23 protein-coding genes are annotated in these 26995 nt (G+C 76.6%); 7 read left to right on the forward strand and 16 right to left on the reverse strand.

Annotation, left to right across the window (positions count from 1 at the left end; all coding sequences use genetic code 11):
- The first annotated feature begins 273 nt into the window (after positions 1-273).
- Together BLQ97_RS05390 and BLQ97_RS05395 are read left to right on the forward strand one after the other, a co-directional pair.
- Positions 274-678: a DUF485 domain-containing protein gene (locus BLQ97_RS05390; RefSeq protein ID WP_217637073.1), complete on the forward strand. Its 405-nt coding sequence runs from the start codon at positions 274-276 to the stop codon at positions 676-678.
- Positions 671-2323, forward strand: coding sequence for a solute symporter family protein (locus BLQ97_RS05395; RefSeq protein ID WP_091364083.1), 1653 nt, complete (start codon positions 671-673; stop codon positions 2321-2323). The genes BLQ97_RS05390 and BLQ97_RS05395 overlap by 8 nt, the downstream gene beginning before the upstream one ends.
- Before the next feature lie 216 nt (positions 2324-2539).
- Here BLQ97_RS05395 and BLQ97_RS05400 read toward each other — a convergent pair whose 3' ends face one another.
- The 3 genes from BLQ97_RS05400 to BLQ97_RS05410 form a co-directional block, all read right to left on the reverse strand.
- On the reverse strand, positions 2540-2803 hold the full coding sequence (locus BLQ97_RS05400; RefSeq protein ID WP_091364085.1) for a hypothetical protein: 264 nt from the start codon (positions 2801-2803) through the stop codon (positions 2540-2542).
- 98 nt (positions 2804-2901) lie between these two features.
- Positions 2902-3762 (reverse strand): manganese catalase, encoded by an 861-nt coding sequence (locus BLQ97_RS05405; protein WP_091364087.1) that lies wholly within the window; start codon positions 3760-3762, stop codon positions 2902-2904.
- 252 nt (positions 3763-4014) lie between these two features.
- The gene (locus BLQ97_RS05410) at positions 4015-4767 is read right to left on the reverse strand and encodes a sensor histidine kinase (protein ID WP_091364089.1); all 753 of its coding nucleotides are present in this window, start codon (positions 4765-4767) and stop codon (positions 4015-4017) included.
- A gap of 99 nt (positions 4768-4866) precedes the next feature.
- On the opposite strand from BLQ97_RS05410, the gene BLQ97_RS05415 reads away from it, so the two are divergent.
- Positions 4867-5520: a response regulator gene (locus tag BLQ97_RS05415; protein WP_091364091.1), complete on the forward strand. Its 654-nt coding sequence runs from the start codon at positions 4867-4869 to the stop codon at positions 5518-5520.
- A gap of 103 nt (positions 5521-5623) precedes the next feature.
- Here the strand turns inward: BLQ97_RS05415 and BLQ97_RS05420 are convergent, their stop codons facing one another.
- Positions 5624-7117 carry a PH domain-containing protein gene (locus BLQ97_RS05420; protein WP_091364092.1) on the reverse strand — a complete coding sequence of 498 codons (1494 nt, stop codon included), beginning with the start codon at positions 7115-7117 and terminating at the stop codon, positions 5624-5626.
- Positions 7114-7629: a PH domain-containing protein gene (locus BLQ97_RS05425; protein ID WP_091364094.1), complete on the reverse strand. Its 516-nt coding sequence runs from the start codon at positions 7627-7629 to the stop codon at positions 7114-7116. Before BLQ97_RS05425 ends, BLQ97_RS05420 begins: the two co-directional genes overlap by 4 nt.
- A 69-nt stretch (positions 7630-7698) precedes the next feature.
- Between BLQ97_RS05425 and BLQ97_RS05430 the strand changes: the two genes are divergently transcribed.
- Entirely contained in the window at positions 7699-8028 is a 330-nt protein-coding gene (locus tag BLQ97_RS05430) for a rhodanese-like domain-containing protein (RefSeq protein ID WP_091109690.1), read from the forward strand.
- A gap of 4 nt (positions 8029-8032) precedes the next feature.
- Here the strand turns inward: BLQ97_RS05430 and BLQ97_RS05435 are convergent, their stop codons facing one another.
- The 3 genes from BLQ97_RS05435 to BLQ97_RS05445 form a co-directional block, all read right to left on the reverse strand.
- Positions 8033-9649 (reverse strand): long-chain fatty acid--CoA ligase, encoded by a 1617-nt coding sequence (locus tag BLQ97_RS05435; RefSeq protein ID WP_091364095.1) that lies wholly within the window; start codon positions 9647-9649, stop codon positions 8033-8035.
- Between the two features lie 64 nt (positions 9650-9713).
- Positions 9714-11330: a long-chain fatty acid--CoA ligase gene (locus BLQ97_RS05440; protein ID WP_091364097.1), complete on the reverse strand. Its 1617-nt coding sequence runs from the start codon at positions 11328-11330 to the stop codon at positions 9714-9716.
- A 51-nt stretch (positions 11331-11381) separates the two neighbouring features.
- Entirely contained in the window at positions 11382-12578 is a 1197-nt protein-coding gene (locus tag BLQ97_RS05445) for a cytochrome P450 (protein ID WP_245691875.1), read from the reverse strand.
- A 55-nt stretch (positions 12579-12633) separates the two neighbouring features.
- On the opposite strand from BLQ97_RS05445, the gene BLQ97_RS05450 reads away from it, so the two are divergent.
- Positions 12634-13569, forward strand: coding sequence for a DUF5926 family protein (locus tag BLQ97_RS05450; RefSeq protein ID WP_091364100.1), 936 nt, complete (start codon positions 12634-12636; stop codon positions 13567-13569).
- A gap of 156 nt (positions 13570-13725) precedes the next feature.
- Here the strand turns inward: BLQ97_RS05450 and BLQ97_RS05455 are convergent, their stop codons facing one another.
- A complete protein-coding gene (locus BLQ97_RS05455) occupies positions 13726-14946 on the reverse strand; it encodes an arginine deiminase (RefSeq protein WP_091364102.1) in 1221 nt (406 codons plus the stop codon).
- 109 nt (positions 14947-15055) lie between these two features.
- Between BLQ97_RS05455 and BLQ97_RS05460 the strand changes: the two genes are divergently transcribed.
- The gene (locus BLQ97_RS05460) at positions 15056-15823 is read left to right on the forward strand and encodes a glucose 1-dehydrogenase (RefSeq protein WP_091364104.1); all 768 of its coding nucleotides are present in this window, start codon (positions 15056-15058) and stop codon (positions 15821-15823) included.
- A 33-nt stretch (positions 15824-15856) separates the two neighbouring features.
- Here BLQ97_RS05460 and BLQ97_RS05465 read toward each other — a convergent pair whose 3' ends face one another.
- Complete coding sequence (locus BLQ97_RS05465; RefSeq protein ID WP_175471602.1) at positions 15857-19216, reverse strand: ATP-binding protein; 3360 nt, start codon at positions 19214-19216, stop codon at positions 15857-15859.
- Positions 19217-19344: 128 nt separating this feature from the next.
- Here BLQ97_RS05465 and BLQ97_RS24155 point away from each other — a divergent pair, with 128 nt between their 5' ends.
- Positions 19345-19467, forward strand: a complete 123-nt coding sequence (locus BLQ97_RS24155; RefSeq protein ID WP_281181370.1) for a hypothetical protein — start codon at positions 19345-19347, stop codon at positions 19465-19467.
- A 79-nt stretch (positions 19468-19546) separates the two neighbouring features.
- On the opposite strand, the gene BLQ97_RS05470 is transcribed toward BLQ97_RS24155, so the two are convergent.
- The 6 genes from BLQ97_RS05470 to BLQ97_RS05495 all read right to left on the reverse strand — a co-directional run bounded on the left by BLQ97_RS05470 (position 19547) and on the right by BLQ97_RS05495 (position 26993).
- Positions 19547-19855 (reverse strand): hypothetical protein, encoded by a 309-nt coding sequence (locus BLQ97_RS05470; protein WP_091364107.1) that lies wholly within the window; start codon positions 19853-19855, stop codon positions 19547-19549.
- A gap of 137 nt (positions 19856-19992) precedes the next feature.
- Complete coding sequence (locus BLQ97_RS05475; RefSeq protein ID WP_091364108.1) at positions 19993-21432, reverse strand: glycosyltransferase family 2 protein; 1440 nt, start codon at positions 21430-21432, stop codon at positions 19993-19995.
- The gene (locus BLQ97_RS05480) at positions 21432-22511 is read right to left on the reverse strand and encodes a HEAT repeat domain-containing protein (RefSeq protein ID WP_091364111.1); all 1080 of its coding nucleotides are present in this window, start codon (positions 22509-22511) and stop codon (positions 21432-21434) included. The genes BLQ97_RS05475 and BLQ97_RS05480 overlap by 1 nt, the downstream gene beginning before the upstream one ends.
- On the reverse strand, positions 22508-22894 hold the full coding sequence (locus tag BLQ97_RS05485) for a response regulator transcription factor (protein WP_091364113.1): 387 nt from the start codon (positions 22892-22894) through the stop codon (positions 22508-22510). The genes BLQ97_RS05480 and BLQ97_RS05485 overlap by 4 nt, the downstream gene beginning before the upstream one ends.
- Positions 22891-24471, reverse strand: a complete 1581-nt coding sequence (locus tag BLQ97_RS05490) for a PAS domain-containing sensor histidine kinase (RefSeq protein ID WP_091364115.1) — start codon at positions 24469-24471, stop codon at positions 22891-22893. Before BLQ97_RS05490 ends, BLQ97_RS05485 begins: the two co-directional genes overlap by 4 nt.
- Positions 24468-26993 carry a hybrid sensor histidine kinase/response regulator gene (locus tag BLQ97_RS05495; protein ID WP_175471603.1) on the reverse strand — a complete coding sequence of 842 codons (2526 nt, stop codon included), beginning with the start codon at positions 26991-26993 and terminating at the stop codon, positions 24468-24470. Before BLQ97_RS05495 ends, BLQ97_RS05490 begins: the two co-directional genes overlap by 4 nt.
- Between the last annotated feature and the right edge of the window lie 2 nt (positions 26994-26995).

Here is a 26995-nt window from a genome sequence, read left to right on the forward strand (position 1 = left end):
GCCCCGACGTCCTCCCGCACCGCAGCGCGTCCTACCCGACGGTGGGCGGTCAGGGAGGACGCGCGGTGATCAGGTGACCTGATCACCGCCACCCCCCACCGCGGTCGCGCCCCGTGCCGGGCCCCGGCACCCCCGCGGGGCCACGCCGTTCGCCCGGTCAGGTCACGTTCTCGTCCCGTTGCGCACAATCGGACGGAGTCGATCGCTATGGTGAGCGCGCTCACACCCGTGGCGACACGTCGACCACGGTCCACGACGACGAGGGAGCGACCCGTGACCCCACCCGCCGAACGGCGGTTGCTGACACCGGAGGAGTACCGGCAGGCGCAGGACTCCCCGGAGTTCACCGAGCTGCGGCGGCGGTTCCGCCGCTTCGCCTTCCCGATGACGGTGGCCTTCCTGGCCTGGTACCTGCTCTACGTCCTGCTCTCCACGTACGCGCCGGACTTCATGGCGACGCCGGTCTTCGGCAACGTCAACGTCGGCATCCTGCTCGGGCTGGGGCAGTTCGTCTCGACCTTCGTGATCACCCACCTGTACGTGGCGCACGCCGACCGGCGGACCGACCCGATCGCCGACGAGATGCGCGAGCGGCTCGAGCACCACGACTACGCCCCCGGCGCCCGCGGCACGACCGGCGGCACCGATCTGAGCAAGGGCGGTGCCACCCGTGGCTAGCGTGATCGCGGCCGACGGCGGCGCGACGGGGACCATCGGCAGCCCCGCGATCAACATCTCCATCTTCGGCGTCTTCGTGCTGATCACGCTGGTGATCACCTTCCGGGCCAGCCGGAACAACACCAGCGCGGCCGACTACTACGCCGCCGGCCGCAACATCAGCGGCACCCAGAACGGCCTGGCCATCGCCGGCGACTACCTCTCGGCGGCGTCCTTCCTGGGCATCGCCGGCGCCATCGCCGTCTACGGCTACGACGGGTTCCTCTACTCGATCGGGTTCCTCGTCGCCTGGCTGGTGGCGCTGCTGCTCGTCGCCGAGTTGATGCGCAACACCGCGCGGTTCACCATGGCCGACGTCCTGGCCTTCCGGATGCGGCAGGGTCCGGTGCGCACCGCCGCGGCCATCTCCACGCTCGCGGTGTCGCTGTTCTACCTGCTCGCGCAGATGGCCGGCGCCGGCGGTCTGGTCACCCTGCTGCTCGGCGTCACCGGCGAGGCGGCGCAGGCGCTGGTCGTCGTCCTCGTCGGCGCGCTGATGATCGTCTACGTGCTGGTCGGCGGCATGCGCGGCACCACCTACGTGCAGATCATCAAGGCGTCGCTGCTCATCGCCGGCGCCCTGGTGATGACGCTGTGGGTGCTCACCGAGTTCGGCTTCAACCTCTCGGCGCTGCTCGGCGACTCCGCGGCCAACGCCGTCGAGGGCCGCGACGTCCTGGCGCCCGGCGCCCAGTACGGCGCCACCGGCACCTCGAAGCTGGACTTCGTCTCCCTGGGCCTGGCCCTGGTGCTGGGGACGGCGGGCCTGCCGCACGTGCTCATGCGCTTCTACACCGTGCCGACGGCGAAGGACGCCCGCCGCTCGGTGGTCTGGGCCATCTGGCTGATCGGCATCTTCTACCTGTTCAGCCTGGTGATCGGCTACGGCGCCGGCGCGCTGGTCGGGCCGGAGACCATCCTCGGGGCTCCCGGTGCGGTCAACTCCGCCGCTCCGCTGCTGGCCTTCGAGCTCGGCGGGACGGTGCTGCTCGGCATCATCGCCGGCGTCGCCTTCGCCACGATCCTCGCCGTGGTCGCCGGACTGACGATCACCGCGTCGGCCTCCTTCGCGCACGACGTCTACGCGTCGGTGATCAAGAAGGGCAACGTCCCGCCGAACGGCGAGGTGCGGGTCGCCCGCATCACCGCCGTCGTCATCGGCGCGATCTCGATCGGCCTGGGGATCCTGGCGCTGCAGGCGGGGCTCAACATCGCCTTCCTGGTGGCGCTCGCCTTCGCCGTCGCGGCGTCGGCGAACCTGCCGACCATCCTCTACACGCTGTTCTGGCGCCGGTTCACCACGCAGGGCGCGCTGTGGTCGATGTACGGCGGGCTGATCGCCTGCATCGTGCTGATCGTCTTCTCGCCGGTCGTGTCCGGGGCGCCGGTCAACCCGGCCACCGGGCTGTCCCCCTCGCTGTTCCAGGACGTTGACTTCCACTGGTTCCCGCTGAACAACCCGGGCATCGTGTCCATCCCGCTGTCGTTCTTCCTCGGCTGGCTGGGCACGGTCCTGTCCAAGGAGAAGCCGGACCTGGACAAGACCGCGGAGCTCGAGGTGCGCTCGCTCACCGGGATCGGGGCGGAGAAGGCCGTCCAGCACTGAAGGAGGACCCCCGTGCCCCCCACCGCTCGCACGCTCGCGGCGGGGCCCTGCACGGGGGCCGTTCCAGCACGTCACCAGCCGAGGCGCGCGTCCCCTGTCCGGGGGGCGCGCGCCTCGCGCGTCCGGGCGCCGGGTGGCGTCCTCCCTCACCGCAGCGCGTCCCACCCGACCGTGGGACGTCAGGTAGGTCCTCTCCCTGATCGTGGCGCGGCGGGCTCAGGCGGCCCGGACGGCGGCCGGGGCGGGGTCGGCGGCCAGGGGCTCGGCCGGGAGGGCGGCGTCGACCGCGCGGACGGCGGCGGCCGTGCCGGGCGCGGTGCGGCGGGAGCGGCGCAGCGTCCAGCGGGCGACCAGCGCGGTGAGCACGACCAGCCCGGCTAGGGCCTCGCGGGCCGAGCCGGTGGCGGCGGCGGCCACCGCGACCGCCAGGGCCGTGGCGTAGACGGCGGTCAGCAGGACCGCGGGGGTGGGCAGGTGCACGGGGACCTCCGGGAGGAGGCGCCCGCCGGGCCGGCGGCCGGGCGGAGAGGAGCCCGGACGCCGGCGCGGCGACGGCGCGGTGGATCGCGGTCAGCGGGTCACTTGAGCAGGTCCTTGGCCTTCTGCAGCATCGTGTGGGCCTCGGTCTGCGGCGTGCTGTAGAGGCGCGGGTCGCCGGGCGGCAGCGTCGGGGCGTCCGCGGTGGCCTCGATCGCCGCGGCGCGGAAGGTGCCCTTGCCGTCGATCGACGGGCCCGAGGCCCAGCGGCCGTTGGCGGCCTCGGGGCCGTCGGAGGCCTGGATGAAGGTGAAGCCCAGGTCGCCGACCTCCTCGTCCAGCGGGAAGGCCTCCGGCACCGGCAGCCCCTCGATGCCGTCCTCCTTGAGCTGCTCGAGGGCGGCCAGCCACTGCTGCTGGTGCATGTGGTCACGGGTGATGAGGAAGCGGAGCATGTCCTTCACGCCCGGGTCGTCGGTCATGTTGTAGAGCCGGGCGACCTGCAGCCGGCCCTGCATCTCCGCCGTCGCGTTGTACATGAAGTCGGCGTAGAGGTTGCCGCTGGCGGTCACGTACGCGCCGGTCCACGGGTTGCCCATGCTGTCCATGTAGGACGCCGCCTGGCCGTTCTGGATCAGGTGCTGCGGGTTGTGCTGCCCGTAGCCCGCGGCGGCCTCCTTGGTGCGGTCGGCGGCGTCGGGCTTGAGCGGCGCGTGGTCGAGCAGCCGGTCGATCATCGTGATGATCATCTCGACGTGCGCCAGCTCCTCGGTGCCGATCGAGAGGAGCATGTCCTTGTACTTGCCGGGCAGCCGGCAGTTCCAGCCCTGCAGCAGGTACTGGGTGGCGACGGTCATCTCGCCCCACTGACCGCCGAGGATCTCCTGCATCTTGCGGGCGAAGTCCGGGTCCGGGCCGTCGGGCTTGGCCTCGTACTGCAGGGCGTGGGTGTGCGTGAACACGGGCTCTCCTCGGTGCGTCGTCGCGTCGCCGCCGCTGCGGTGACACCCCGGATCTGCCCGTGGCCCGTGGCCCACCCGTGCCGTCCCCTGGCCCGCCGGTGCCATTCCGTCCGTCGGCTCGCGTCCGGTGCCGCGGCCGTGCCCGGCCTCGCGGTACGGCGGCCGACCTCGCGGTGTGCGGCGAGGTCGGCGTCCGTACGGCGAGGTCGGGCGGGCACCCCCGGGCGACCGGTGCCGCGGGGACCTCCGCGGTCAGCGGTCGGGGAGGGCGACGGTGAGGGTGAGGCCGGCGCCGGTGAGCGCCCAGACGACGTGACCGCCGAGGTCCCGGGTGTGCCGCTGCACCGACCACAGGCCCAGCCCGGTCAGGTCGACCGGTGGGACGTCGCGGCGCAGGTACTGCACCACCCGGTCCGGGTGGGCGACCTCCTGGGTCAGGGCCAGGCGCACCCAGCCCGACCGGCAGGTCACCGTCAGCAGCACCGGCGCCCCCTCGCCGTGCCGGTGCGCGTTCTCCAGCAGGTTCGTGAGGATCCGCTGCACCCGAGCGTCGCCCACCGCGACGTCGGAGGCGCGGTCCTGCACCGCGACGGTGAGCAGGACGGCGGGCAGCCCCGCGGCGGCGGCGGACGCGCGGACGACGTCGCCGAGCGGCCGCCGCACCGGACCGCGCCGCTCGGCCCCTCCCGTGGCGTCGGCGGTGCGCAGCATCGAGGACAGGTGCGCGGTCTGGGCCCGGGCGAGGTCGAGCACCTCGCCCCGGTCGGGGCCGGCGTCCGGGACGGGCCGGTCGAGGGTGCGCAGCAGCGCCTCGAGCGCGGCCAGGGGGCTGCGCATGTCGTGGCACATCGCCCGCAGCAGGGCGGACTCGGGCGTCGGGGGTGGCTCCGGCTCGGGGCGGGGAGCGTCCGCGGTGCGCCGCAGGTGGGCGCGCAGCACGGAGGCCAGGTCGGTGAGCAGCCGACCGGACCGGTCGGTCCGCGGTGTGTCGGGGGCCAGGGTCACGGGCACCTCCGGGGGTGCGCTCGGCCAGTCCCGCCGGGCGCGACGGGTCGGACGAGGAGGGTCGTGTCGACCGACGCCGCTGCTGAGCGTCCGAGTCACGTGGACGTGGTCGTCGTGGACGACCACCCGCTGTTCAGCCGGGGGCTGTCCCTGCTGCTGCCGGGGGTGAGCGAGGGCCGGGTGCGCGTCGTCGCCACCACCGACGACGCGTCGGCCGCCGCCGCGCTGGTGCGCCGGCACCACGCCGACGTCGCCGTCGTCGACCTGCACATGCCGCCGCCGGGCGGGGTGCGGGCGATCGCGGCGATCCGCCGGGCCGACCCGGTGGTCCGCGTCGTGGCGCTGTCGGGGCTGGCCGAGGCGGACGCGGCGCTGGAGGCGCTGCGCGCCGGGGCGGCCGGGTTCCTGCCCAAGACCGCCGACCCCGAGTCGCTGGTGCGGCCGCTGCTGGCCGTCCTCGACGGCTGGTCGGTGCTGCCCGAGGCGCTGCTGCGCCAGCTGCTGGCGGACGCCGCGCCCACCGGCGAGCAGACCGTCGCCGACCGGCTGACCAGCGACGAGCGGCGGCTGTGGCGGCTGGTGGCCGACGGCACGAGCACCCTCGACATCGCCACCACGCTGCACGTCTCCGAGCGCACCGCCAAGCGGCTGGTCGCCTCCCTGCTGCGCAGCCTGGGCGTGGCCACCCGCGTGGAGGCCGCAGCGCTGGCCGGCCGCGTCGGCCTGGGGAAGGGGACCGGCGGACTGCGCTGAGCGGCCGGCGGGCCGCGGAGCGGGCGTCATCGCGGGCTCGGCTACCCGCACCGGAGATCGACACGCTGCCGTTCCGCAGACCTGGCCCCGAGGGGCCAGCCGGTCAGCCCTCCGGGCCGCCCGCGGTGGCCCAGGGTTCGGAGGCGGCCTCGGTGAACGGCCCCACGTCGGCCGCGGCCACGTCGACCGCCGCGTAGCCGCCGGTGCCCGCGCCGACGCAGGCGACCACCGTGGCCAGCCCCGCGCGGCGCTGGAACAGGCTCTGCCGCACCTGCCAGCCGACGACGGCGCGCCGCTGCAGCACCGTCTGCTCCCGCACCAGCAGCCCACTGCGGACGGCGAACGACCGCGGCCCGGCGGCGTGCCCGAGCGCGGCGTAGCGGCCCAGCCCGAGCGGCACGCCCAGCACCGTGAGGACGACGCCGGCGGCCAGCAGCCCCCACCACCCGGTGCCCGCCGTCAGCAGCGCGCCGGCCGCGGTCACGACCAGCCCGGAGCCGATCGCGCGGGCCAGCCGTCGCCGCCGCGCGGCCGGCGGGTGGGCCACCAGCGGCCCGGGGTCGTCGACCAGCAGGCCCAGCAGCCGCACCGCCTCCCCGCGCGGCCCGAGCGGCAGCACCTGCCCGCGCCGGTTGGCCGCGCCGAGTCCGGTGACGAGCGCGCCGACCCGCGCGGCCCGCACCACCCGCATGCCCAGCCCCTCCGAGAGGGTGCCGCCGCGCACCCGGTCGACCTCGAGCTCGGTGTGCCGCCGGGTCACCAGTCCGCGGACGGCGACCAGCGAGCCGCCGCGGCGGACCAGCCGGAACCCCCAGTTGACGACGGCGGCCCCGAGCACCGCGCCGAGCGCGAGCAGCAGCAGCGCCACGACCAGGGTGAGCAGCAGCACGCGGGTGTCGGTGAGGTCGGGCCCGGTGAGGTCGGGGCGCAGGCCGGGCGGGAGCTCCTGCAGCAGCCGCGACAGCGCGCCCACCGCGGCCAGCGGGACGGCGAGGTAGCTGGCCACCAGCGGCGCGTAGAGCAGCCAGCGCGGGTCGAAGCGGGCCAGTTCCTCCTCCGCCGGCGCCTCCTCCGGCAGCGGCGGGGCGGACGGGTCCGCCGCCGCGCCGGACCGGCGGTGGGTGAGCACCGAGGTGCGCAGCCGGTCGCCCTCCGCCCGGGTCAGCCCGTCGACGACGACCTCCTCGTCGCCGCCGGTCACCGAGCCGGCCGCGGCGTCGACGCGCACCCGCACCAGGCCGAACAGCCGGTGCAGCGCCGGCGCCTCGACCTCCACGCCGCGGATCCGGTCGTTGGGCACGGTGCGCACCGAGCGGGCCAGCAGGCCGCGGGTGACCACCACCGCGCCGGGGGTGTCGGCGTAGGTGGTGCGCCACCAGGTGAGCGCGGCGAACAGCAGCGACAGCGCCGTCACCGCCAGCACGAGCCCGACGACGACGCCCGGGCCGTCGACCCCCACCGCGGCCACCACCGGGATCGCGGCCGGCACCACCTGGCGGGCCTGCCGGAAGGTGATCGTGTGCACCAGCACGACCAGCGGGGAGGTGCGGCGCGGGGCGGTGACCTCCGGCGCCGTCTGCCAGGGGGCCGTCGTCACGTCGCCTCGTCGCGGACCTGCTCGGCCCGCCGGGCGAGGTCGTCGGCGACCCGGTGGGCGACCGCGACCTCCAGGTGCGGCACCCGCACGGTGCCCTGCGAGGAGGCGGTCAGCACCGCGACGCTGGCCAGGCCGTAGAGCTGCTGCAGCACGCCGCGGGTGACGTCGACGGTCTGGATGCGCGCGACCGGCACCAGCGTCCAGGTGCGGGTCAGCCAGCCGGTGAGGGCGTGCACCGTCTCCTCGGTGACCTCCCACCGGTGCACGCGCCAGCGGATCCACGGCCGCACGCCGATGGCGACCACCGCGTAGACGGTCAGCAGCACCGGCAGCAGCCAGCGCAGCAGCGGGACCGGCCCGCCGGCCGACGCGGGCACGGCCAGCACCAGCACGGCCACCAGGACGCCGTAGACCAGCGTGCCGAGCACCCCCTGGGTGACCCACAGCCAGATCGCGGAGCGGGACAGCGACCAGGCCGGCACGCGGACCGGCGGCGCGGGGGGAGCGGACATCGCCGCCCATCCTCCCAGCCCGCACGCGGTCCGGCCGGTGCCCGCCACACCTGGGACAGTGGGGTCGTGATGCCGCAGCAGGTCCCGACCGTGCCCGCCGACGAGGTGCCCGAGGACGCCGTGCTGCTCGACGTCCGGGAGGACGGCGAGTGGGTGGCCGGCCACGCCGAGGGCGCCACCCACATCCCGATGGGCGACGTCCCCGCGCGGCTGGACGAGGTGCCCGAGGCGGACCCGGTCTACGTCGTCTGCCGCAGCGGCGGCCGCTCCGCGCGGGTGGCGGCCTGGCTCAACCAGAACGGCTACGACGCGGTGAACGTCGGCGGCGGGATGGGCGCGTGGGAGGCGGCCGGCCGGCCCCTGGTGAGCGAGACCGGCCAGCCGCCCTTCGTGCGCTAGACCCTCAGCTGGACGGCGCGCGGTCGGCGAACCGGCTGCGCAGGTCCTTCTTGGAGAACTTGCCGACGCTGGTCTTGGGCACCTCGTCGATGAACTCCACCGCGTCGGGCATCCACCACTTGGCCACCAGCGGCTTGAGGTGGTCCAGGATCTCCTGCTCGGTGGCGTCCTCGCCCTCCCGCAGCACGACGCAGGCCAGCGGCCGCTCGTCCCACTTCGGGTGCGGGATGCCGACGACCGCGGCCTCCTTCACCTTCGGGTGGCTCATGATCGCGTTCTCCAGGTCGACCGAGCTGATCCACTCGCCGCCGGACTTGATCAGGTCCTTGGTGCGGTCGGCGATCCGGATGGAGCCGAAGGAGTCCATGGCCGCGACGTCGCCGGTGCGCATCCAGCCGTCCTCGGTGGTGAGCTCCACGCCGGCGTCGGGGTTGTAGTAGTCCTGCGCGCACCACGGGCCGCGCACCTGCAGCTCGCCGGTGGCCTGGTCGTCCCACGCCTGCGGCTCGAGGCTGTCGGCGTCGACGATGCGCGCCTCGACGCCGAGGAACGGGATGCCGGCGCGGGCGCGCTGGTCGGCCTTGGCCGCGTCGTCGAGGTCGTCGAAGCGGGGCGGCAGGATGCCCGAGGAGGCGACCGGGTGGGTCTCGGTCATGCCCCACGCCTGCAGGATCGGCAGCCCGACCTGCTCGCGGTAGGCCTCGCTGAGCGCCTTGGGCACCGCCGACCCGCCGCAGCCGATGTCGCGCAGCTTGTGCGGCTTGCCGGCCAGGTGCGGCAGCACGCCCTGCCAGATCGTCGGCACGCCGGCGGTGAAGGTGACGCCCTCGTCGAGGATCAGCTTGGCCAGTGCCTCGGGCTGCATCATCGAGCCGGGCATGACCAGCGAGGAGCCGGCGGCCGGCGCGGCCTGGGCGATGCCCCACGCGTTGGCGTGGAACATCGGCACCACCGGCATGGCGACGTCGCGGATGCCGAGCCCGAACGCGTTCGGCGCCATCACGCCGGTGGTGTGCAGCCACGTGGACCGGTGCGTGTAGACGACGCCCTTGGGGTTGCCGGTGGTGCCGCTCGTGTAGCACATCGACGCGGCGCGGTACTCGTCGGTGACGTGGAAGTCGACGGGGGAGGCCTCGGCCAGCAGCGCCTCGTAGTCGAGCACGCGGGGGTCGTCGGGGATCTCGTTGTCCCCGCCGTCGTCCATGACCACCACGTGCCGGACGGTCTTCATCGTGTCGATCAGCGGCCACAGCAGCGGCAGCACCGTGCGGTCGACGAAGACGACCTCGTCCTCGGCGTGGTTGGCGATGTAGGTCAGCTGCTCGGGGAACAGCCGGATGTTGAGGGTGTGCAGCACCCGGCCGGACGACGGCGCGGCGAAGTACAGCTCGAGGTGGCGCTGGCTGTTCCAGCCGAAGGTGCCCACCCGGCCGTCCTCGCTGATGCCGAGGTCGTCGAGCACGCCACCGAGCCGGCGGGTCCGCTCGGCCCACTCGGCGTAGGTGACCCGGGTGACGCCGTTCGGGCCGTTGGTCGCGATCGTCCCGTCGCCGTAGTGCTGCTCGACGTGCCGGAAGATCGCGTCGATCGTGAGAGGGAAGTCCTGCATGAGCCCGCGCATGGCCGCATCGTGCCAGTGACCGGGCTCACGCTCCACAGCTGGGCGGACCGTCCCGTCCGCTGCCTCAGGTCGGCAGCGGGTACTCCGCGAACCGGCTGCGCAGGTCCTTCTTGCTGAACTTGCCGACGCTGGTCTTGGGCACCTCGTCGATGAACTCCACCGCGTCCGGCAGCCACCACTTCGCCACCAGGGGCCGCAGGTGCTCCACGAGCTCCTCGGCGGTGAGCGTCGCGCCCGGCCGCAGCACGACGCAGGCCAGCGGTCGCTCGTCCCACTTGGGGTGCGGGATGCCGACGACGGCGGCCTCGGCGACCGCCGGGTGGCTCATGATCGCGTTCTCCAGGTCGACCGAGCTGATCCACTCGCCGCCGGACTTGATCAGGTCCTTGGTGCGGTCGGCGATCCGGATGGAGCCGAAGGAGTCCATGGCCGCGACGTCGCCGGTGCGCATCCAGCCGTCCTCGGTGGACAGCACCACGCCCGGGTCGGGGTCGTGGTAGTCGGCGGCGCACCACGGGCCGCGCACCTGCAGCTCGCCGGTGCTCTCGTCGTCCCAGGGCAGCGCGTCGGTGGTGCCCGGCTCCACGACGCGGGCCTCGACGCCGAACACCGGGATCCCGGCCCGCGCCCGCTGCGTCGCCTTGGTGTCCTCGTCGGCGTCGGCGAAGCGGTGCGGCACCAGCGCCAGGGAGGCCACCGGCGAGGTCTCGGTCATGCCCCAGCCCTGCAGCAGCGGCAGGCCCACCTGCTCCCGGTAGGCCTCCGACAGCGCGCGCGGCACCGCGGAGCCGCCGCAGGTGATCCGCCGCAGCTTGTGCTCGCGGCCGGCCAGGTGCGGCAGCACGCCCTGCCAGATCGTCGGCACGCCCGCGGTGAACGTCACGCCCTCGGCCACCATCAGGTCGGCCAGAGCCTCGGGCTGCATCACCGGCCCGGGGAAGACCAGCCCCGCGCCCGCCGCGGGGGCCGCGTAGGGGATGCCCCAGGCGTTGGCGTGGAACATCGGCACGATCGCCATCGCGACGTCGTCGACGGACAGCGCCAGCGCGTTGCCGCTGAGCACGGCCATCGTGTGCAGGTACGTGGAGCGGTGCGAGTAGACGACGCCCTTGGGGTTGCCGGTGGTGCCGCTCGTGTAGCACATCGAGGCGGCCCGCCACTCGTCGCGGACGCCGAACTCCGCCGGGGACGCCTGCGCCAGCAGGTCCTCGTAGTCGAGCACCCGCGGGTCGTCGGGGACCTCCGCGTCGCCGCCGTCGTCCATGACCACCACGTGCCGGACGGTCTTCATCGTGTCGACCAGCGGCCACAGCAGCGGCAGCAGGCTCCGGTCGACGAAGACGACCTCGTCCTCGGCGTGGTCGGCGACGTGGGTGATCTGCTCGGGGAACAGCCGGATGTTGAGGGTGTGCAGCACCCGGCCGGTGCAGGGGGCGGCGAAGTAGAGCTCCATGTGCCGGGTGGAGTTCCAGGCGAAGGTGCCCACCCGGCCGTCGTCGGTGACGCCGAGGGTGTCGAGCACCCCGCCCAGCCGCCGGGTCCGCGCCGCCCACTCCGCGTAGGTGGTGCGCCGGACGCCGCCGGGGCCGTTGCTGACCAGCTCCCGGTCGCCGTGGTGGTCCTCGGCGTAGCGGAAGATGGCGTCGATGGTGAGCGGGGTGTCCTGCATCAGGCCGCGCATGGCCGCATCCTGGCAGTGACCCAGGTCACCCGGTAGGCCCCGGTCGGGTGCTCACGGGGTGAGGACGACGGGCAGCTCGGCCAGGCCGCGGATGACGAACTCCGGACGGCGCCGCGCCGGGCGGGCCAGCTCGAGGTCGCGGGTGCGGGCGAGCAGCGCGCCGAAGGAGGCCTGCAGCTCCACCCGGGCCAGCGGGGCGCCGATGCAGAAGTGCACACCGGCGCCGAAGGAGACGTGCGGGTTCTCGGTGCGCCCGACGTCGAGGGTGTCGGGGTCGGGGAAGACGGCGGGGTCGCGGTTGGCCGCGCCGAGCAGCGCGGCGACCTTCTGGCCCGCCCGCACGGTGACCCCGCCCAGCTCGACATCGGCGGTGGCGGTGCGCTCGAACAGCTGCAGCGGCGAGTCGAAGCGCATCAGCTCCTCGACGGCGGTCGGCAGGAGGGCGGGGTCCGCCCGCAGCCGCTGCAGCTGGTCGCGGTGCTCGAGCAGCGCGAGCAGGCCGTTGCCGCTGACGTTGACCGTCGCCTCGTGGCCCGCGTTGAGCAGCAGGACGCAGGTGGTGACCAGCTCGTCCTCGGTCAGCCGGTCGCCCTCGGCGTCGCGGACGGTCACCAGGTGGGTGAGCAGGTCCTCGCGCGGGGTCCGGCGCCGCTCGGCGGCCAGCTCCCGGAGGTAGCCGACGAACTCCGCGGCGGCCCGCTCGGCGGCGTCCTCGACGGCCTCGGTGCGGCCGTACTCGTACATCTTCACGATGGCGTTGGACCACGGCCGCAGCAGCGGCCGGTCGGCCTCCGGGACGCCGAGCAGCTCGGCGATGACGCCCACCGGGAGCTGCTCGGCCATCCCGGACAGGACGTCGACGGGTTCGCTGCCGCTGGAGCGCTCGACCAGGCCGTCGGCCAGCTCGGCGGCGTAGCGCTGCACCCACGGCCGCAGCCGCTCCACGTGCCCGCGGGCGAACGCGGCGCTGACCAGCCGGCGCAGCCGGGTGTGGTCGGGTGGCTCCATCTCCAGCAGCGCGTTGCGGTGGACCAGGTTGAACGCGCCGAACCGGTCGGCGGGCTCCCGGTCCCGCCAGATGCGGCCCAGCCGCCGGTCACGCAGCACGGCGTTGCTCTCCGCGTGGGTGAACGCCAGCCACAGCCCCAGGCCCTCGTGCCACTGCACCGGCGCGACCGCGCGGGCGGCGGCGAAGGCGGGGTAGGGGTCGGCGACGACGGCCGGGTCGGTGAGGTCCAGCGGTGCCACGGACGGCACCCTAGGCGGCGCGGAGCGGCGCCGAGGCCCACCTACGCTGGGCCGCATGGCCCGATCCGCGACCCGCCGCCGTCCCGCGTCCGCACCCGTCGCCGAGGGGATCAACCCCAAGGCCCCGTGCCCGTGCGGGTCGGGCCGCCGGTACAAGCACTGCCACGGCTCGGGCTACGCGCCGCCGGTGACCCGTCCCTTCGAGGGCCTGCCCGGCGAGCCCGACTGGGTGGCGCTGCGCGAGCTGGTGCCGGCCGCCACCGCGCCCCTGAGGACGACCGGGGGGCGGGACGTCACCCTCGCCAGCGTGCTGCCCGGCGGCGCTCCCGCGCTGGTCCGCAGCAACGGCGAGATCCTGCTCGGCGTCCAGCTGCAGGCCGCCTCCGACGACGTCAGCCGTGACATCGGCACCGCGCTGGCCGCCGCCCTGGAGGCCCCGGCGGGCGCGCCGGTGGACCCGGGCCCGGTCGGCGCGGCCGGCTCCTCCGGGCCGCGGCTGCAGGAGCTGCTCGACCTGTCCGCGCCGCTCGAGGTCACCGTGCACGAGGACTTCGGCTTCTGGCTCGAGGGCACCGACGCCGGTGCCGCGGCCCGGGCCGGCCTGGAGCGGGCCAACGAGGCCGTGCTGCCCACCGAGCGGCTCGAGGGCCTCGGCGCCGCCTACTGGGTCCGGCCCGGCAGCGAGCGCGCCCACCTGCGCTGGGTGCGCCCGGAGGCGGAGGAGCCGCTGCTCGACGCGCTCGCCCGGCTCTCGGCGTCCGAGCAGCTGCTGCTGGGGGAGGGCACCCGCTACGCCGGTGCCTTCCGTGCGCACGGCCTGGTCGTGCCGGTCTGGGACCTGCCCGCCGACACCCCGGCCGCGGAGTGGACCGGCCCGGCCGCCGAGTTCGGCGCCCGGCTGGAGCAGGCGCTCACCGTGACCGACCCGCTCACCGCCGACGAGCGCCGCGCCCGCGCCGGCCTGCTGTCCCGCCAGGTCACCCTCCGCTAGGACCGGCCGCAGGGTCTCCCCGCCGCAGGTCGTGCTCTGCCCCGCCAGGCGGGGCAGAGCACGACCCTCCGTGGGACCACCCGTGCCCGCTCCTTCGTGCTCTGCCCCGCTCCCGAGGGCAGAGCACGACCTGCGGCCGGGGTGACCTGGCCCGGGCTAGGGGAGCGGGTCGCGCGCCACGGGGCAGGACATGCACCGCGGCCCGCCGCGGCCGCTGCCGAGCTCCGAGCCCGCGATCCGGACCACCTCGATGCCGGCGGCCTCGAGCGCGGCGTTGGTGACCGTGTTCCGCTCGTAGGCGACCGCCAGCCGCGGCGCCAGCGCCAGGGTGTTGTTGCCGTCGTCCCACTGCTCGCGCTCGGCGGTCACCGGGTCCAGGCCGGTGTCGATCACCCGCAGCCGGTCGATGCCCATCGCTGCCGCGGCGGCGGCGAGGAACGGCTGCGGCCCGCGGACGACCAGGTCGGTGGTGTCGTCGTCGTCCGGTGCGGTGTCGGCGGTGACGGTCCAGGCGACCAGCGAGCCGGCGACGGCGGGGTAGACGACCATCGCGTCGACGTCGACCATCGTGGCGACGGTGTCCAGGTGCATCGTGGCCCGCTGCTGGGCGATCGGGACGACGAGCACCGTGTGCGCCAGCCCGCGGGCGAACACCCGCCGGGCCAGCCGCTCCGCGCCACCCGGCGTCGTCCGCTCCCCGACGCCCACGGCCAGCACCCCGGGCGCCAGCAGCAGCACGTCGCCGCCCTCGAGGTGCTCCAGCGACGCGTCGTAGAGCTGCTCCACCCCGGCGAAGCGCGGGTGGTGGGTGGCCACCGCCCGGGCGATCGTCGCCTCCCGGTGCCGCGCCGGCATGGCCAGCGAGGCCACCGCGACCTGGTCGCCCACCCACACCGACGAGTCGCGGGTGAACAGCAGGTTGGGCAGCGGCGGGACGACGAAGTCCCCGCGCTCCATGAGCCGGTAGGCCAGCCCGCTGCCGCCGCGCAGCTCGTCGTGGGCCAGACCGGCGATGAGCGTGGTGGCCAGGTCGCCGGGCGCCAGGCCCGACAGGTGCGCCACCGCGGCCCGCCGCAGGGTGGCGCCCAGCCGCGGGTCGTCGACCGCGGCGGCCACCAGCTCGTCGCGGGCCCCGGGGTGCTCGAGGACGTCGGTCAGCAGCCGGTCGAGGTGCAGCACCTCGACGCCGCGCTCGGCCAGCGCGGCGGCGAAGGCGTCGTGCTCCTCCTGCGCCCGGGCCACCCACGGCACCCCGTCGAAGAGCAGCTCGTCGGTGTTGCGCGGCGTGAGCCGGCGCAGCTCGGCGCCGGGCCGGTGCAGGACGACGGTGCGCAGCCGCCCGACCTCGCTGGTCACGCCGAGCGGACGGGGGCCCATGCCGCCCGAGGCTGGCACAGCCGGGGTCCCGCTGCCGGGCGGCGCCACCCGATCGGGCACAGTGGCCGGCGAGGGGACACCGCCGTCCCACGACCCCGGGAGGACCCGCGTGCACCTGTTCGACCTCACCGGGAAGGTCGCCGTCGTCACCGGCGGCACCCGCGGCATCGGCCTGATGATGGCCCGCGGGCTGCTGCAGGCCGGGGCGTCGGTCTACGTCAGCTCGCGCAAGCCCGAGGCCGGCGAGCAGGCCGTCGCGGAGCTGTCGGAGCACGGCCGGGTCGAGTCGATCCCGGCCGACGTCAGCACCGAGGCCGAGTGCGTGCGGCTGGCCGAGGAGGTGGGCCGGCGCGAGGAGCGCGTCCACGTGCTGGTGAACAACGCCGGCGCGACGTGGGGCGAGCCGTTCGAGACCTTCCCGGCCTCGGCGTGGGACAAGGTGCTCGACCTCAACGTCAAGGCGCCGTTCTTCCTCACCCGCGCGATGGTGCCGCTGCTCGAGGCGGCCGCCAGCGACGACGACCCGGCTCGGGTGGTCAACGTCGGCAGCATCGACGGCCTGCACGTGCCGCAGCTGCCCACGTACTCGTACTCGTCGAGCAAGGCCGCGGTGCACCAGCTGACCCGGCACCTGGCCAAGGAGCTCGGGCCGCGGCGGATCACCGTCAACGCCGTCGCCCCGGGCCCGTTCGAGTCGAAGATGATGGCCGCCACGCTGGCCGCCCGCGGCGACGAGATCGCCGCCAGCTCGCCGCTGGGCCGCATCGGCCGGCCCGACGACATGGCCGGCGTCGTCGTCTACCTGGCCAGCCGCGCCGGCGCGTACGTCACCGGTGCGGTGATCCCGGTCGACGGCGGGCGGGCCACCACCCTCTGAGGAAGGCCCCGACGGTACGGCTGCCCTGAGCCGTCAGGCCGTGCGAGCGGGACGGCGGCGCGGCGGGCGGTGCGCGGTCTCGGCCGGCACCCGCGCCAGGTGCGCCTCGGCCAGCGCGACCTGCGGCGGGGAGCCGACCCGGCGCCCCTGCTCGCGGGCGCCGGTCCACCAGTCGCGGGCGGCCACGGTGTCGCCGGTGCGCTCGGCGACGCGGCCCAGCAGCTCGTCGTAGGCGCCCAGGCTGAACGCCGTCGTCCCGAGGACCGCCTGCCGGCCGCGGAAGGGCAGCAGCTGCACCGTCGCCACGGTCAGCTCGGCCTCGTCGCCCAGGTGCAGCGCCGTCTCGGCCCGGAGCAGCACCGCCACGTCGCTGGCCCAGTCGCGGATCACCGTGCGGCCCCAGCGGGCCCGCAGCCGCCGCGCCCCGGCGAGGTCCCCGGACTCCGCCGCGGCCAGCACCGCCATGAGCTGCAGCAGCGGGTTGCCCTCGTCGCCGGCGGACACCAGCAGGTCGAGCGCCTCGGGCAGCCGGCCGTCGGCGCGGCGCAGCGCGAACAGGTGCGCGGCGTGGACGTGCCGGGCGTGCGGGGTGACCCGCCGGTAGAGCTCGTGCGCCTCGGTGGTCAGCTCCTCGGCGCGGCCGGCGTCCCCGGCCAGCCAGGCGGCCCCGGCCTGCTGCCACAGCACGTGCGGGCGCACCTCGGGCCCCGACAGCGAGGACGCCAGCCGCCGTCCCGCCTCCAGGTCGGCCTCGTAGCCGGCCCGGTCGGTCAGGTGCAGCCGGATCGCCGCGCGGTGCAGCCGGGCGTAGAACTCGGTGCGCCGCGGCAGCCCGCGCCCGGCCAGCGCCAGCGCCTCGTCGGTGGCGGCCAGCCGCCGCTCGGCGGCGTCGGGCCGGCCCCACACGGCCAGCGTCTGGTTGTTGAGCACCCGGCCCAGCAGCTCCGGGTCACCGACGCCGCGCGCGAGCTCCACCGCGCGCTCGGCGTACCGGACGCCGCGCTGCAGGTCCTCGCTGTAGGCCAGCTCGACCCCCAGGGTGCCCAGCAGCCGGGCGGTCAGCCGGTCGCGCTCGGCGTCGTCCGGCGCGAGCTCCTCCCGGTGGGCGAGCAGGTCCTCCAGCAGCGCCACCATCTCGGGATCGACGACGCCGTGCGGCCGCCAGTTCTCCAGCGTCGGCGAGCCCCAGACCGCGGCCGACTCCAGCAGGCAGCGCCGGTCGCCGAGCTCGCGGGCGACGGCGATGGCCTCGGCCACCACCTCCCGCGCCTCGGTGCGCTGACCGCTGCGCAGCAGGTCGTTGCCCAGCGCGGTGAGCAGGTCGTGCCGGGTGCGGGCGGCGTCGGGCACGGCCGGGTCGACCAGCCGCAGCGCCCGGCGGGTGTGCGCCGCGGCCTCGTCGTCGGCCAGCCGGGTGCGGGCCACCGCGGCGGCCGCCGTCGACCACCGCAGCCCCGGCTCCGGGCCGGCCACGGGTGCCGCCGCCACCGCGTGGTGCGCCAGCCGCTCGACGAGGGCGTCGTCGGCCCGGCCGGCGGGGGCGCGCCGCTCCAGCGCGGCGGTCAGCCGGGCGTGCAGCCGCGCGCGCCCCAGCGCCGGCAGGTCCTCGACGAGCACCTCCTGCACCAGGGCGTGGCAGAACCGCCAGCTCCACGGCGCGCTGCCCGCGGTCAGCAGCCCGGAGGCGACCGCCGCGTCCAGGGCGCCCAGCGCGGTCTCGGCGGTCTCCCCGGCGGCCTCGAGCAGGTCCAGGGTCACCTCCCGCCCGGCGACGGCGGCCAGTTCCAGCACCGGCCGGGCGCCCGCGGGCAGCCGGGCGAGCCGGCCGCGCAGCACCTCGGCCACCGACGGCGGCACCGGTGCGCGGTCCAGCCCGCCGGCACCGCGCAGCCACCGCGACAGCTCGACGACGAAGAACGGGTTGCCGGCGGTGCGGTCGTGCACCGTGGCCGCCAGGGCGGCGTCCCCGCCCTGCGCGGCCAGCAGCCGGCCGACGTCCCCGGGCGGCAGGCCGGACAGCGGGAGCGTCGTGACGGCGGGCTCGCGGGAGAGCCGGGCCAGGCCGTCGGCGACCGCGGGGGGCAGCTCCTCGCCGGCGGTGCGCACGGTGACCAGCACCAGCAGCGGCACCCGCGGCAGGTGCCGGGCGAGCAGGCCGAGCAGCTGCACCGAGGTGGCGTCGGCGCCCTGGAGGTCCTCCAGCACCACCAGCAGCGGGCGGTCGGCGGTGGCGGCGACCAGCCGGGCGCGCAGGTCCTGGAAGAGCCGGAACCGGGCGGCGTCGGCGTCGGCGTCCCCCTCGGCCGCCGCCACCGGGTCCTGCCCGAGCTGGTCGAGCACCTGCGCCCACGGCCACAGCGGTGGTGCGCCGCCGTCGTCGGCGCAGCGGCCCTCGGCCACCGCCCAGCCGGCCGACCGGCCCATCGCGGCCACCGCCTCGGCCAGCCGGGTCTTGCCGATGCCGGCCTCGCCGCCGAGGACGACCACGCCGGCCCGCCCCGCGGCGGCCCGCTCCGCGACCTCCCGCAGCCGGGCCAGCTCGCCGTCGCGGCCGACCAGGCCCGCGTCGTCCGGGACGGCCAGCGGCGCCGGAGCTGACGGCGGCGCGACCACCGGTCGCGGTGCCCGGCGGGCCAGCCCGGGGTCCTGCCGCAGCACCGCGCGCTCGAGCTCGCGCAGCTCCGGACCGGGGTCGATGCCCAGCTCGTCGCGCAGCAGCGCGGTGCAGCGGCGCAGCGCGTCGAGGGCGTCGGCCTGCCGGTCGGCGGCGTAGAGGGCGGTGACCAGCCGGGCCCACAGGCGCTCGCGCAGCGGGTGCTCGGCGACCAGCGGCTGCAGCTCGCCCACGGCGGCGTCGGCGCGGCCCACGCCCAGCAGGGCCTCGCCGCGGCGCTCCCGGGCGTGCACGTGCAGCTCGGCCAGCCGCATCCGCTCCGCGGCGCCGGGGCCCTCGCCCAGCTCCGGCAGGGGCTCGCCGCGCCACAGCTCCAGCGCACGGTCGAGCACGGTGAGCGCGCGGGCGGGGTCGCCGCCGTCGAGGGCGCGGTCGCCGTCCTCCACCAGGGCGGCGAAGCGCAGGCTGTCGAGGTCGGCGGCGTCGACCTGCACCAGGTAGCCCGGTGCGCGGGTCAGCAGCACCCGGGCCGCCTGCCGCGGGCCGCGCTCGGGTTCGAGCACCCGGCGCAGGTGGGACACGTAGGCCTGCAGGGTCCCGGTGACCGTGGGCGGCGGGTCGTCGTCCCACAGGGCGGTGACGATCCGCTCGACGGGCACCACCCGGCCGGCCTCGGCGAGCAGCAGGGCCAGCAGCGCGCGGGGCTTGGCGCCGCCGACGTCGAGGGGCCGGCCGTCGGGGCCCGTGACCTCGAGTGGTCCGAGGACGCGGTACCGCACGGGCCGGATCCTGGCAGGTCCGGGCGGGTGGCGGGAGGGGGTGCACCGCCAAGCCGGCCGCAAGCGGCGGCCAAGTCGCCCCCGCCAGGGTCGGCGCCGTCCCCGACCCGTCCCTCCCAGGAGCCCCCGTGACGCAGGCCGCCGACCCGGTGCGGCACCGGCTGCCCAAGAACCTGCGCCGGCGGGCCGCCACCCCACCGGCCCTGCCCCCTCCGGGCTGGGACGCCTCGCGCGACGACCAGGTGACCTGATCGTGCGGTGTCCCACCCGACCGTGGGACGTCGGGGAGGACGCGCCATGACCAGGTCACCTGGTCATGGCGCAGACGGCTCAGGCGGGGACGGTGGCCGCCGAGACGAAGCCCTGCAGCGGGTGGATCTCCGGCGGGTCGGTGATGCCGACCTCCTCGAGGACGGGCGCGAGCTGCTCGCCGAATCGCCGGCAGGAGTCCTCGGACTCCCACACGTCGATGATGCGGAAGCCCTGCGGCCCCTGTCCCGCGAGGTGCACGAGCAGGCCGCCGACCGGCCAGTCGGCCGGTTGCTCCATGCGGTCCCGGCCGCCGGTGAAGCGCCGGACGGCGTCTTCGTACCGCTGCTGCGTGACGGTCGGTCCCTGGAGCACGAGCACGATGGGCACGGCGACCTCCTCGTCGGTCCTGCGGGTGCGGGGACCGTAGGACCGGGCGAGGCGCCGTCGACCGGACGGGTCCGTCCGCCCGGGAGCGTCCCGCGTGCCACCACCCGCCGGAGTCGCCGCGCCCGCCGGAGGACCTCCTACGCCTCGGCGGCAGCGGGAGCGGTGGTGAAGCCGGTGCGCGGCATCGCCGTCCACACCGGGTCCCAGCGGGCCAGCGCGGCGAGCAGCCCGCGCAGCCGGAACCAGGCGTGCAGCTGCCGGTAGCCGACGTTCTCCAGGGCGCCGGCCAGCAGCAGCGCGCGCAGGTCGGCCCCGCTGCGGTAGCGGTGGAAGGTGAACTCCTCGACGGCGACCACCGCGGTGGACACCAGCACGCCCAGCGCCAGCGCGACGGCCACCATCAGCGTGGCCGTGCCCGGGTCGAGCAGCCCGAGGACCGCGGCCACGACGACCGAGGCCAGCCCGAGCACCTCGACCACCGGCCCGAGCAGCTCGAAGACCAGGAAGAACGGCAGCGCCAGCAGCCCGACCGGGCCGAAGCGCGGGTTGCCCACCATCCGGCGGTGCTTCCACAGCAGCTGCGCCAGCCCGTGCGACCAGCGCTGCCGCTGGCGGCCGAGCACCGCCCAGGTCTCGGGCACCTCGGTCCAGCACACCGTCTCGGGCACGAAGACCATCCGCGAGGGCCGGCCCGCGCGGCGCAGGTGCTCCTGCAGGGTGACGACGAGCTCGGCGTCCTCGGCCAGCGACCGGGGGTCCAGCCCGCCGACCTCGACGACGGCGTCGCGGCGGAACAGCCCGAACGCGCCGGAGATGATCAGCAGCGCGTCGGCGTCGGCCCAGCTGGTGCGGCCCAGCAGGAACGAGCGCAGGTACTCCACGGCCTGGATGCGCACCAGCCAGCGCGTCGACAGCCGGGGCTCGAGCACCGCGCCGCGGTCGGTCAGCGCGGCGTTGGCCGTGCGGATCACACCGCCGGCGCCCACCACGTGGTCGGGGTCCTCGATGAAGGGCCGGGCCACCTTGAGCAGCGCGTCGGGCTCGAGCAGCGAGTCGGCGTCGACCATGCACACCAGCGGGTGGCGGGCCAGGTTGAGCGCCACGTTGAGCGCGTCGGAGCGCCGCTTGACGCTGGTCTTGCGGACGACGGTCAGCGGGTCGCCGGTGGTGGCCCGGTGCACCGAGAGCACCCGGCCCTCGACCGGGGTGTCGGCCGTCCAGCGCGGGGTGACCGGGGTGAGGCCGTAGCGCTCGGCGACCAGCTCGAAGGTGCGGTCGGTGGACCCGTCGTCGACCAGCACCACCTCCAGCAGCGGGTAGCGCTGGGAGAGCACCGCGGCCAGCGTGTCGAGGACACCGGCCTCCTCGTCGTGCGCCGGCACGAGCACCGAGACGCCGGGGGTGAGCGGGCTGGCGAACACCCGGTCGAGGCCCTCGGCGCCGATCCAGCGCAGGTTGGTCACCACCCGGCGGGCTCCGACGAGCACCAGCAGCAGCATCGAGGTGTCGAGCACCAGGACGTAGCCGAGCACCGTCCAGTTCATCGTGGTGACGGCGGAGGTCAGCGCCTCGCGCATCAGGCGGCCCTCCGCAGCCGGGCGTCGCGGGGGCGGGGCCGGTTGGACAGCGCGGCGCGCGCGGCCTCGCCGACCCGGCCGGCGTGCCAGGCGTGCGCGGCCAGCCGGGCGCGGCCCTCCTCGCCGGCACCGGCCAGCGCGTCGGCGCACTCGGCGCGGACGGCGTCGTCGCCGTCGGCGAACCGCGCGGCGAGCAGGTCGATCGCCTCGTCGTCGCCGATCCGGCCCAGGGCCTCGGCGGCGGCCCGGCGCAGCGCCGGCACCGCGGTCTGGGCCAGCGCCGCGCCCAGCGCCGGGGTGGCGGTGGGCACGCCGATCCGGCCCAGCGCGGTGGCCGCGCTGCCGCGGACGGCGGCCGGGCGGCGGGTGTCGGCGACCAGGCCGAGCAGCAGGGGGAGCGCCTCGACGTCGCCGTGCAGGCCGAGCAGGTCGGCGGCCAGCGCCTGGGCGGCGGGGGAGGGCGGGTCGGTGACCGCGGCGCGCAGGTCGGGCAGCACCGGGGTGCCGAGGTCGAGCAGGGCCATCCCCACGACGCCGGCGGGCACCCGCCGCGAGCGGGCCAGGGCGCGCAGCAGGGGGCCGGCGGCGCGGGTGTCGCCGGCCTTGCCCAGGGCGCGGGCGGCGGCGCAGCGGACGTCGGCGGCGCGGTCGGTGAGCAGCGCGGTGAGCGCGTCGGTCTGTCCGGGGTCGCCGGCGTTGCCCAGCAGGGCGGCCGCCCGGCCCCGGCGCCACGGCGCGCGGGCCGACAGGTCGGCGGCGGCCCGGGTGACCACGCCGCGGCGGGCGAGCAGCCGGCCCAGCGCGGCCCGGTCGGCGCCGCGCAGCTGGGGGAGCAGGTCGAGGACGAGGTCGTCGAGCGCCGCGGGGGCGGCGTCCAGGCCGGCCAGCGCGGCGGCGCCGTCCTCGTCGTCGTCCAGGGCGGCCCAGACCTGCGGCGTGAGCTCCGCCCGGCGCCGCTCCTCGCGGGCCAGCCGCCGGCCGCGGCGGGCGTGCTCGACCGCGACCGCGGCCAGCAGGAGCAGCACCGCGGCGGTGAGCAGCAGGGTCGCCACCAGCGCCGCCGTCGTCAGGGTGGTCACGGGGTGAGCGCTCCCGGTGGCAGAGCGGCGGTGACCCGGCTGACCAGCTCCCGGGGGCTGAAGGGCTTGACCACGTAGTCGGTGGCGCCGGCGACGAAGCCGCGCTCGACGTCGCTCTCCTGCGCCTTGGCGGTGAGCAGGACGACCGGCACGGAGGCGACCTGCGGGTCCGGGTCGGCGCGCAGGGCCGCGCAGACCTCCAGGCCGTTCATCCGCGGCATCATCCAGTCGAGGACGACCAGGTCGGGGCGCAGCTGGCGGGCGGCGGCCAGGCCGGCCTCCCCGTCGGACTCGACCGAGACGCGGGCGCCCAGCCGGCCGATCTTGAAGGCGACCAGGCTGGCGATGGCGGGGTCGTCGTCGACGACCAGGACGTGGGTCACGCGGGGCTCCCGGCGAGGTGGGTGGGGGTGGTGACCGCCGGCAGGCGGACGGTGAAGACGGCGCCCTGGGGGCCGGACTCGGCCGACACCGTGCCGCCGTGCGCGGCGACGGTGTGCGCCACCAGCGACAGGCCCAGGCCGGTGCCCGGCAGCGCCTGCGCGCCGGCGTGGGCGGTGCGGTAGAAGCGGTCGAACACGTGCGGCAGCTCGACCTCTGGGATGCCGGGGCCGCAGTCGGCGACGGCGACGAGTACCTCGCCGCGGTCGGGGCCGCAGGACAGCCGGACGGCGGCACCCTCGGGGCTGACCTTGGCGGCGTTGGACAGCAGCTCGGCGATCACGCCGCGCAGCCCGCCGGCGTCGCCGCGCACCCAGGCCGGGCCGGTCAGGTCGGGCACCAGCCGCTGCCCGCGCCGGGTCAGCTGCCCGGCGACCTCCTGCGCGGCGGCCGCGGCGACGGCGGCGAGGTCGACGTCGGCGTCGTCGAGCACCACCAGGCCACCGGAGTCCAGGTGCGCGGTGGTCAGCAGGTCCTCGATGAGCCGGCGCAGCCGCTGCGACTCCCGCTCGACGGTGGCGAGCATGAGCGCCTGCAGGGGGGTGAGCGGCCCGGCCTCGCCGTCGAGCAGCACCTCCAGGTTGCCGAGGATGCCGGTCATCGGCGTGCGCAGCTCGTGGGAGACGGCCGCGACGAAGTCGCCGCGGAGGGTCTCCAGCCGCCGCTGGTGCTCGGCGGCCCGCCGCTCACCGGCCAGCGCCTCGGTGAGCGCCCGGTGGGTGGCCAGCTCGGCGGAGGTGTCGCGCAGCAGCAGCACCAGCTCGGTGCGCTCGCTGCCGTCGGGGGCGGTCGCCGGCACCGGCGGGGAGCTGGCCGCCGACACCGGCACGAGGGTGCCGTCGGCGTGCCGCAGCCAGGTGTCGACGGCGAGGTCGGTCTCGCCGCGCAGCGCCCGCTCGACCAGGCCGGCCAGCCCGCCGCCGGCCAGGCCGTCGGCGACGGCGGCGCGGGCGAGGTCCCACTCCAGCCGGGTCCCCGGCGTCCGGCCGACCAGCCGGGCCAGGGCCGCGTTGACCCGGCTGACGGCGGCCGGGGCCGGCCCGGCGGCGGTGGCCAGCAGCGCCATGGGCGTGGGCGCGGTGTCGAACGCCGTCCGGAACCGCCGCTCGCTGGTGGACCGGGCCGCGTCGATCGCCCGGAGCCCGACGACGTCGCGGCAGGTGACCAGGGCCAGCGGGGCGCCGTCCGGTCCGGTGGCCGGCGCCGCGGAGATCTCCCACACCGCGCCGGGCGCGCCGGTGACCGCGGCGTAGTCGACGGCGAACTCGGCCGTGCCCGCCCGGCCGGCCAGGGCGGCGGCGACCAGGCCGTCGACGTCGGCGGCGAAGGAGGCCAGCACGACCTCGGTCACCGTGCGGCCGAGCACGTCGGCCTCGGTGAGCCCGCGCCGGGACAGCCAGGTCCCGCGGCAGAGCAGGAACCGGTGCCCGGAGTCGAACAGGCAGACCGTCAGGTCGGGCAGCTGCCGGGTCAGCGCGCCCAGCAGCGCCGGCCAGCCCGGCGGGGGAGGGGTGGTCACGACGCCCGTCCCAGCGGGGTCGCGGCGGCCAGCTCGGTGAGCCCGGGCGCGAGCGCGGCCGCCGCGGCGGCCAGCCGGTCGGTGAGCGGCGCGAGGTCGGCGGCCGGGGTCGCGGCGCGCTCCTCGAGGGCGGCGGCGAGCGCGGCCAGGGAGCCCGCGCCCACGCTGCCGGCGCTCCCGCGGAGGGCGTGCGCGGCGGCGGCGACGGCGGGGCGGTCGCCGGTGGCCACGGCGAGGGCGGCGTCGGTGACCAGCACGGCCGCGCGGTCGCGGAAGGTGGTCAGCAGCGAGGCGCGCACGGGCGCGACCTCCTCGGGGTCGTCGTCCTCGAACAGCTCGTCGAGGCGGGCGCGGACGGTGGTCAGGTCGTCGTCGACCGGGGGGAGGGCGGCGGCCGGGCGGGGGGAGGGCACCGCGGCGCCGACCAGCTCGAGCACCGCCTGCAGCTCCTCGGGCGTCCAGGGCTTGGGGAGGAAGCCGTCCATGCCGGCCTCGCGGTAGCGGGCGCGGTCCTCGGTGAGCGCGCTCGCGGTCAGCGCGACGACGGTGGTCCGGGCGCGGCCGTCGGCCGCCTCGGCCGCGCGGATGCGGCGGGTGGCCTCCAGGCCGTCGACGCCGGGCATGTGGCAGTCCATGAACACCGCGTCGTAGCCGCCGGCGCGCACGGCCTCGACCGCCCGGGCGCCGTCCGGGACGACGTCGACGGCCAGGCCGCGGGCCTCCAGCGTCACGCGGGCGACGAGCCGGTTGACCTCGTCGTCGTCGGCGACGAGCACCCGCAGCCCGGGGACGGCGGCCGCCACCGGTACCGGGACGGGGTCCTCGGCCGGGCGGGCCTGCCGCAGCGGCAGGACGACGCGGAAGGTGGTGCCCGCACCGGGCTCGCTGCAGGCGGTGATCCGCCCGCCCATCCGCTCCACCAGGCCGGCGGCGATGCTCAGCCCCAGGCCGGTGCCGCCGAAGCGGCGGGTGGTGGAGGCCTCGGCCTGGGTGAACGGGGTGAACAGGCGGCCGAGCTGGTCGCCGGTCATGCCGATGCCGGTGTCGGTGACGGCGAGGACCACGGTCGCGGCGTCGCCGTCCACGGTGAGGGTGACCGAGCCGGACTCGGTGAACTTGACCGCGTTGGACAGCAGGTTGCCCACGACCTGGCGCAGCCGGCCGGGGTCGCCGGTGCGGTGCCGGGCCAGCCCGGGCGCGGGGGCGACGACGAGGGACAGCCCGCGGTCGGCCGCGGCGCCGCGCACCGGCAGCGCCGCCTCGTCGAGCACCTCCAGCAGGTCGAGCGGGACCTCCTCGAGCTCGACGGCCCCGGCCTCGACCTTGGCGGAGTCCAGGACGTCGTTGACGATCCGCAGCAGCGTCCGGCCCGAGCGCTCGGCGGCGCCGGCCCACTCGCGCTGCCGGTCGTCGAGGTCGGTGTCCAGCAGCAGCGAGGTCAGGCCCAGGACGCCGTTGAGCGGGGTGCGGATCTCGTGGCTCATCACGGCGAGGAAGGCCGAGGTGTGCGCCATGGCCTGCTCGGTCAGGCGGGCCTGCTCGTCGGCGTCGGCGCGGGCCCGCTCCAGGCCGGCGATGAGGCGCCGCCGCTCGTCGTGGTGCAGCGCGACGACCAGCGCCACGATGCCGGCGACGACGACGTAGGCCTGGGCCAGCCCGGCGCGCAGCCACAGGTCGGCGACGGCGAAGGGTCCCCGCCCGCCGAGCGTCGTGACGACGACGAAGACGCCGGCCAGGGTGACCTGCGCCGCGGCGACGGTCGGGTCGAAGCGCAGGGCGAGCCACATGCCGAAGGGCAGCAGCGCGAAGGCCACCGGGACCGGCGTGCCGACGCCCAGGACCAGCACGTAGGCGCCGGTGGTGAGGAGGGCGACCCCGGCCAGCTCGGCGAGGCGGGCCCGGCCCAGCGGGACGCGGACGGTGCCGGGGTCGACCAGCAGCAGGGCCAGCGGGGCGAAGACCAGGATGCTCGCGGCGTTGCGGACCGCCCAGGTGGCCACGGTGGCGAGCAGCGGCCCGCCGTCGAGCAGCCAGAGACCCACCGGGCCGAGCCCGCCGGTCACCAGCGCGGAGCCGACGGCGGCGGCGGCGAGCGCGCCGAGGTCGGTGGGGCGCCGCAGCCGCCACACGTCCGGGGTGCCCCACCGGCGCTGCAGCCGGGAGAAGACCGCGCAGGCCACGACCGCCTGCACGGCGTTGGCGACGCCGAGCACCGCCGCCTCGGCCGGCCCGAGACCGGTGAGCCCGTTGACCGTCCCGGCCACCGCGGCCAGCACGACGGCGTCGACCAGCAGCCGGCGCGGGTGCACCCAGGAGGCGGCCAGCCACAGCACGCCCACGGCGGCGGCCGGCCACACCAGCGCGAGCTGGGAGCCCTCGAGCCGGGTGGCCCGGCCGAGCACGCTCGCGGCCGCGTACACGGCGGCGGCGCCGACCGTGACGACCGGCCAGGGCAGCCGCGCGGCGGTGGCCGCGAGGCGCCCGGCGGTGCCCCCGGGGCCGCTGGGGCTGCTGTGACTCACGG

It is taken from the genome of Geodermatophilus telluris (assembly GCF_900102745.1).
Taxonomy (GTDB): domain Bacteria; phylum Actinomycetota; class Actinomycetes; order Mycobacteriales; family Geodermatophilaceae; genus Geodermatophilus; species Geodermatophilus telluris.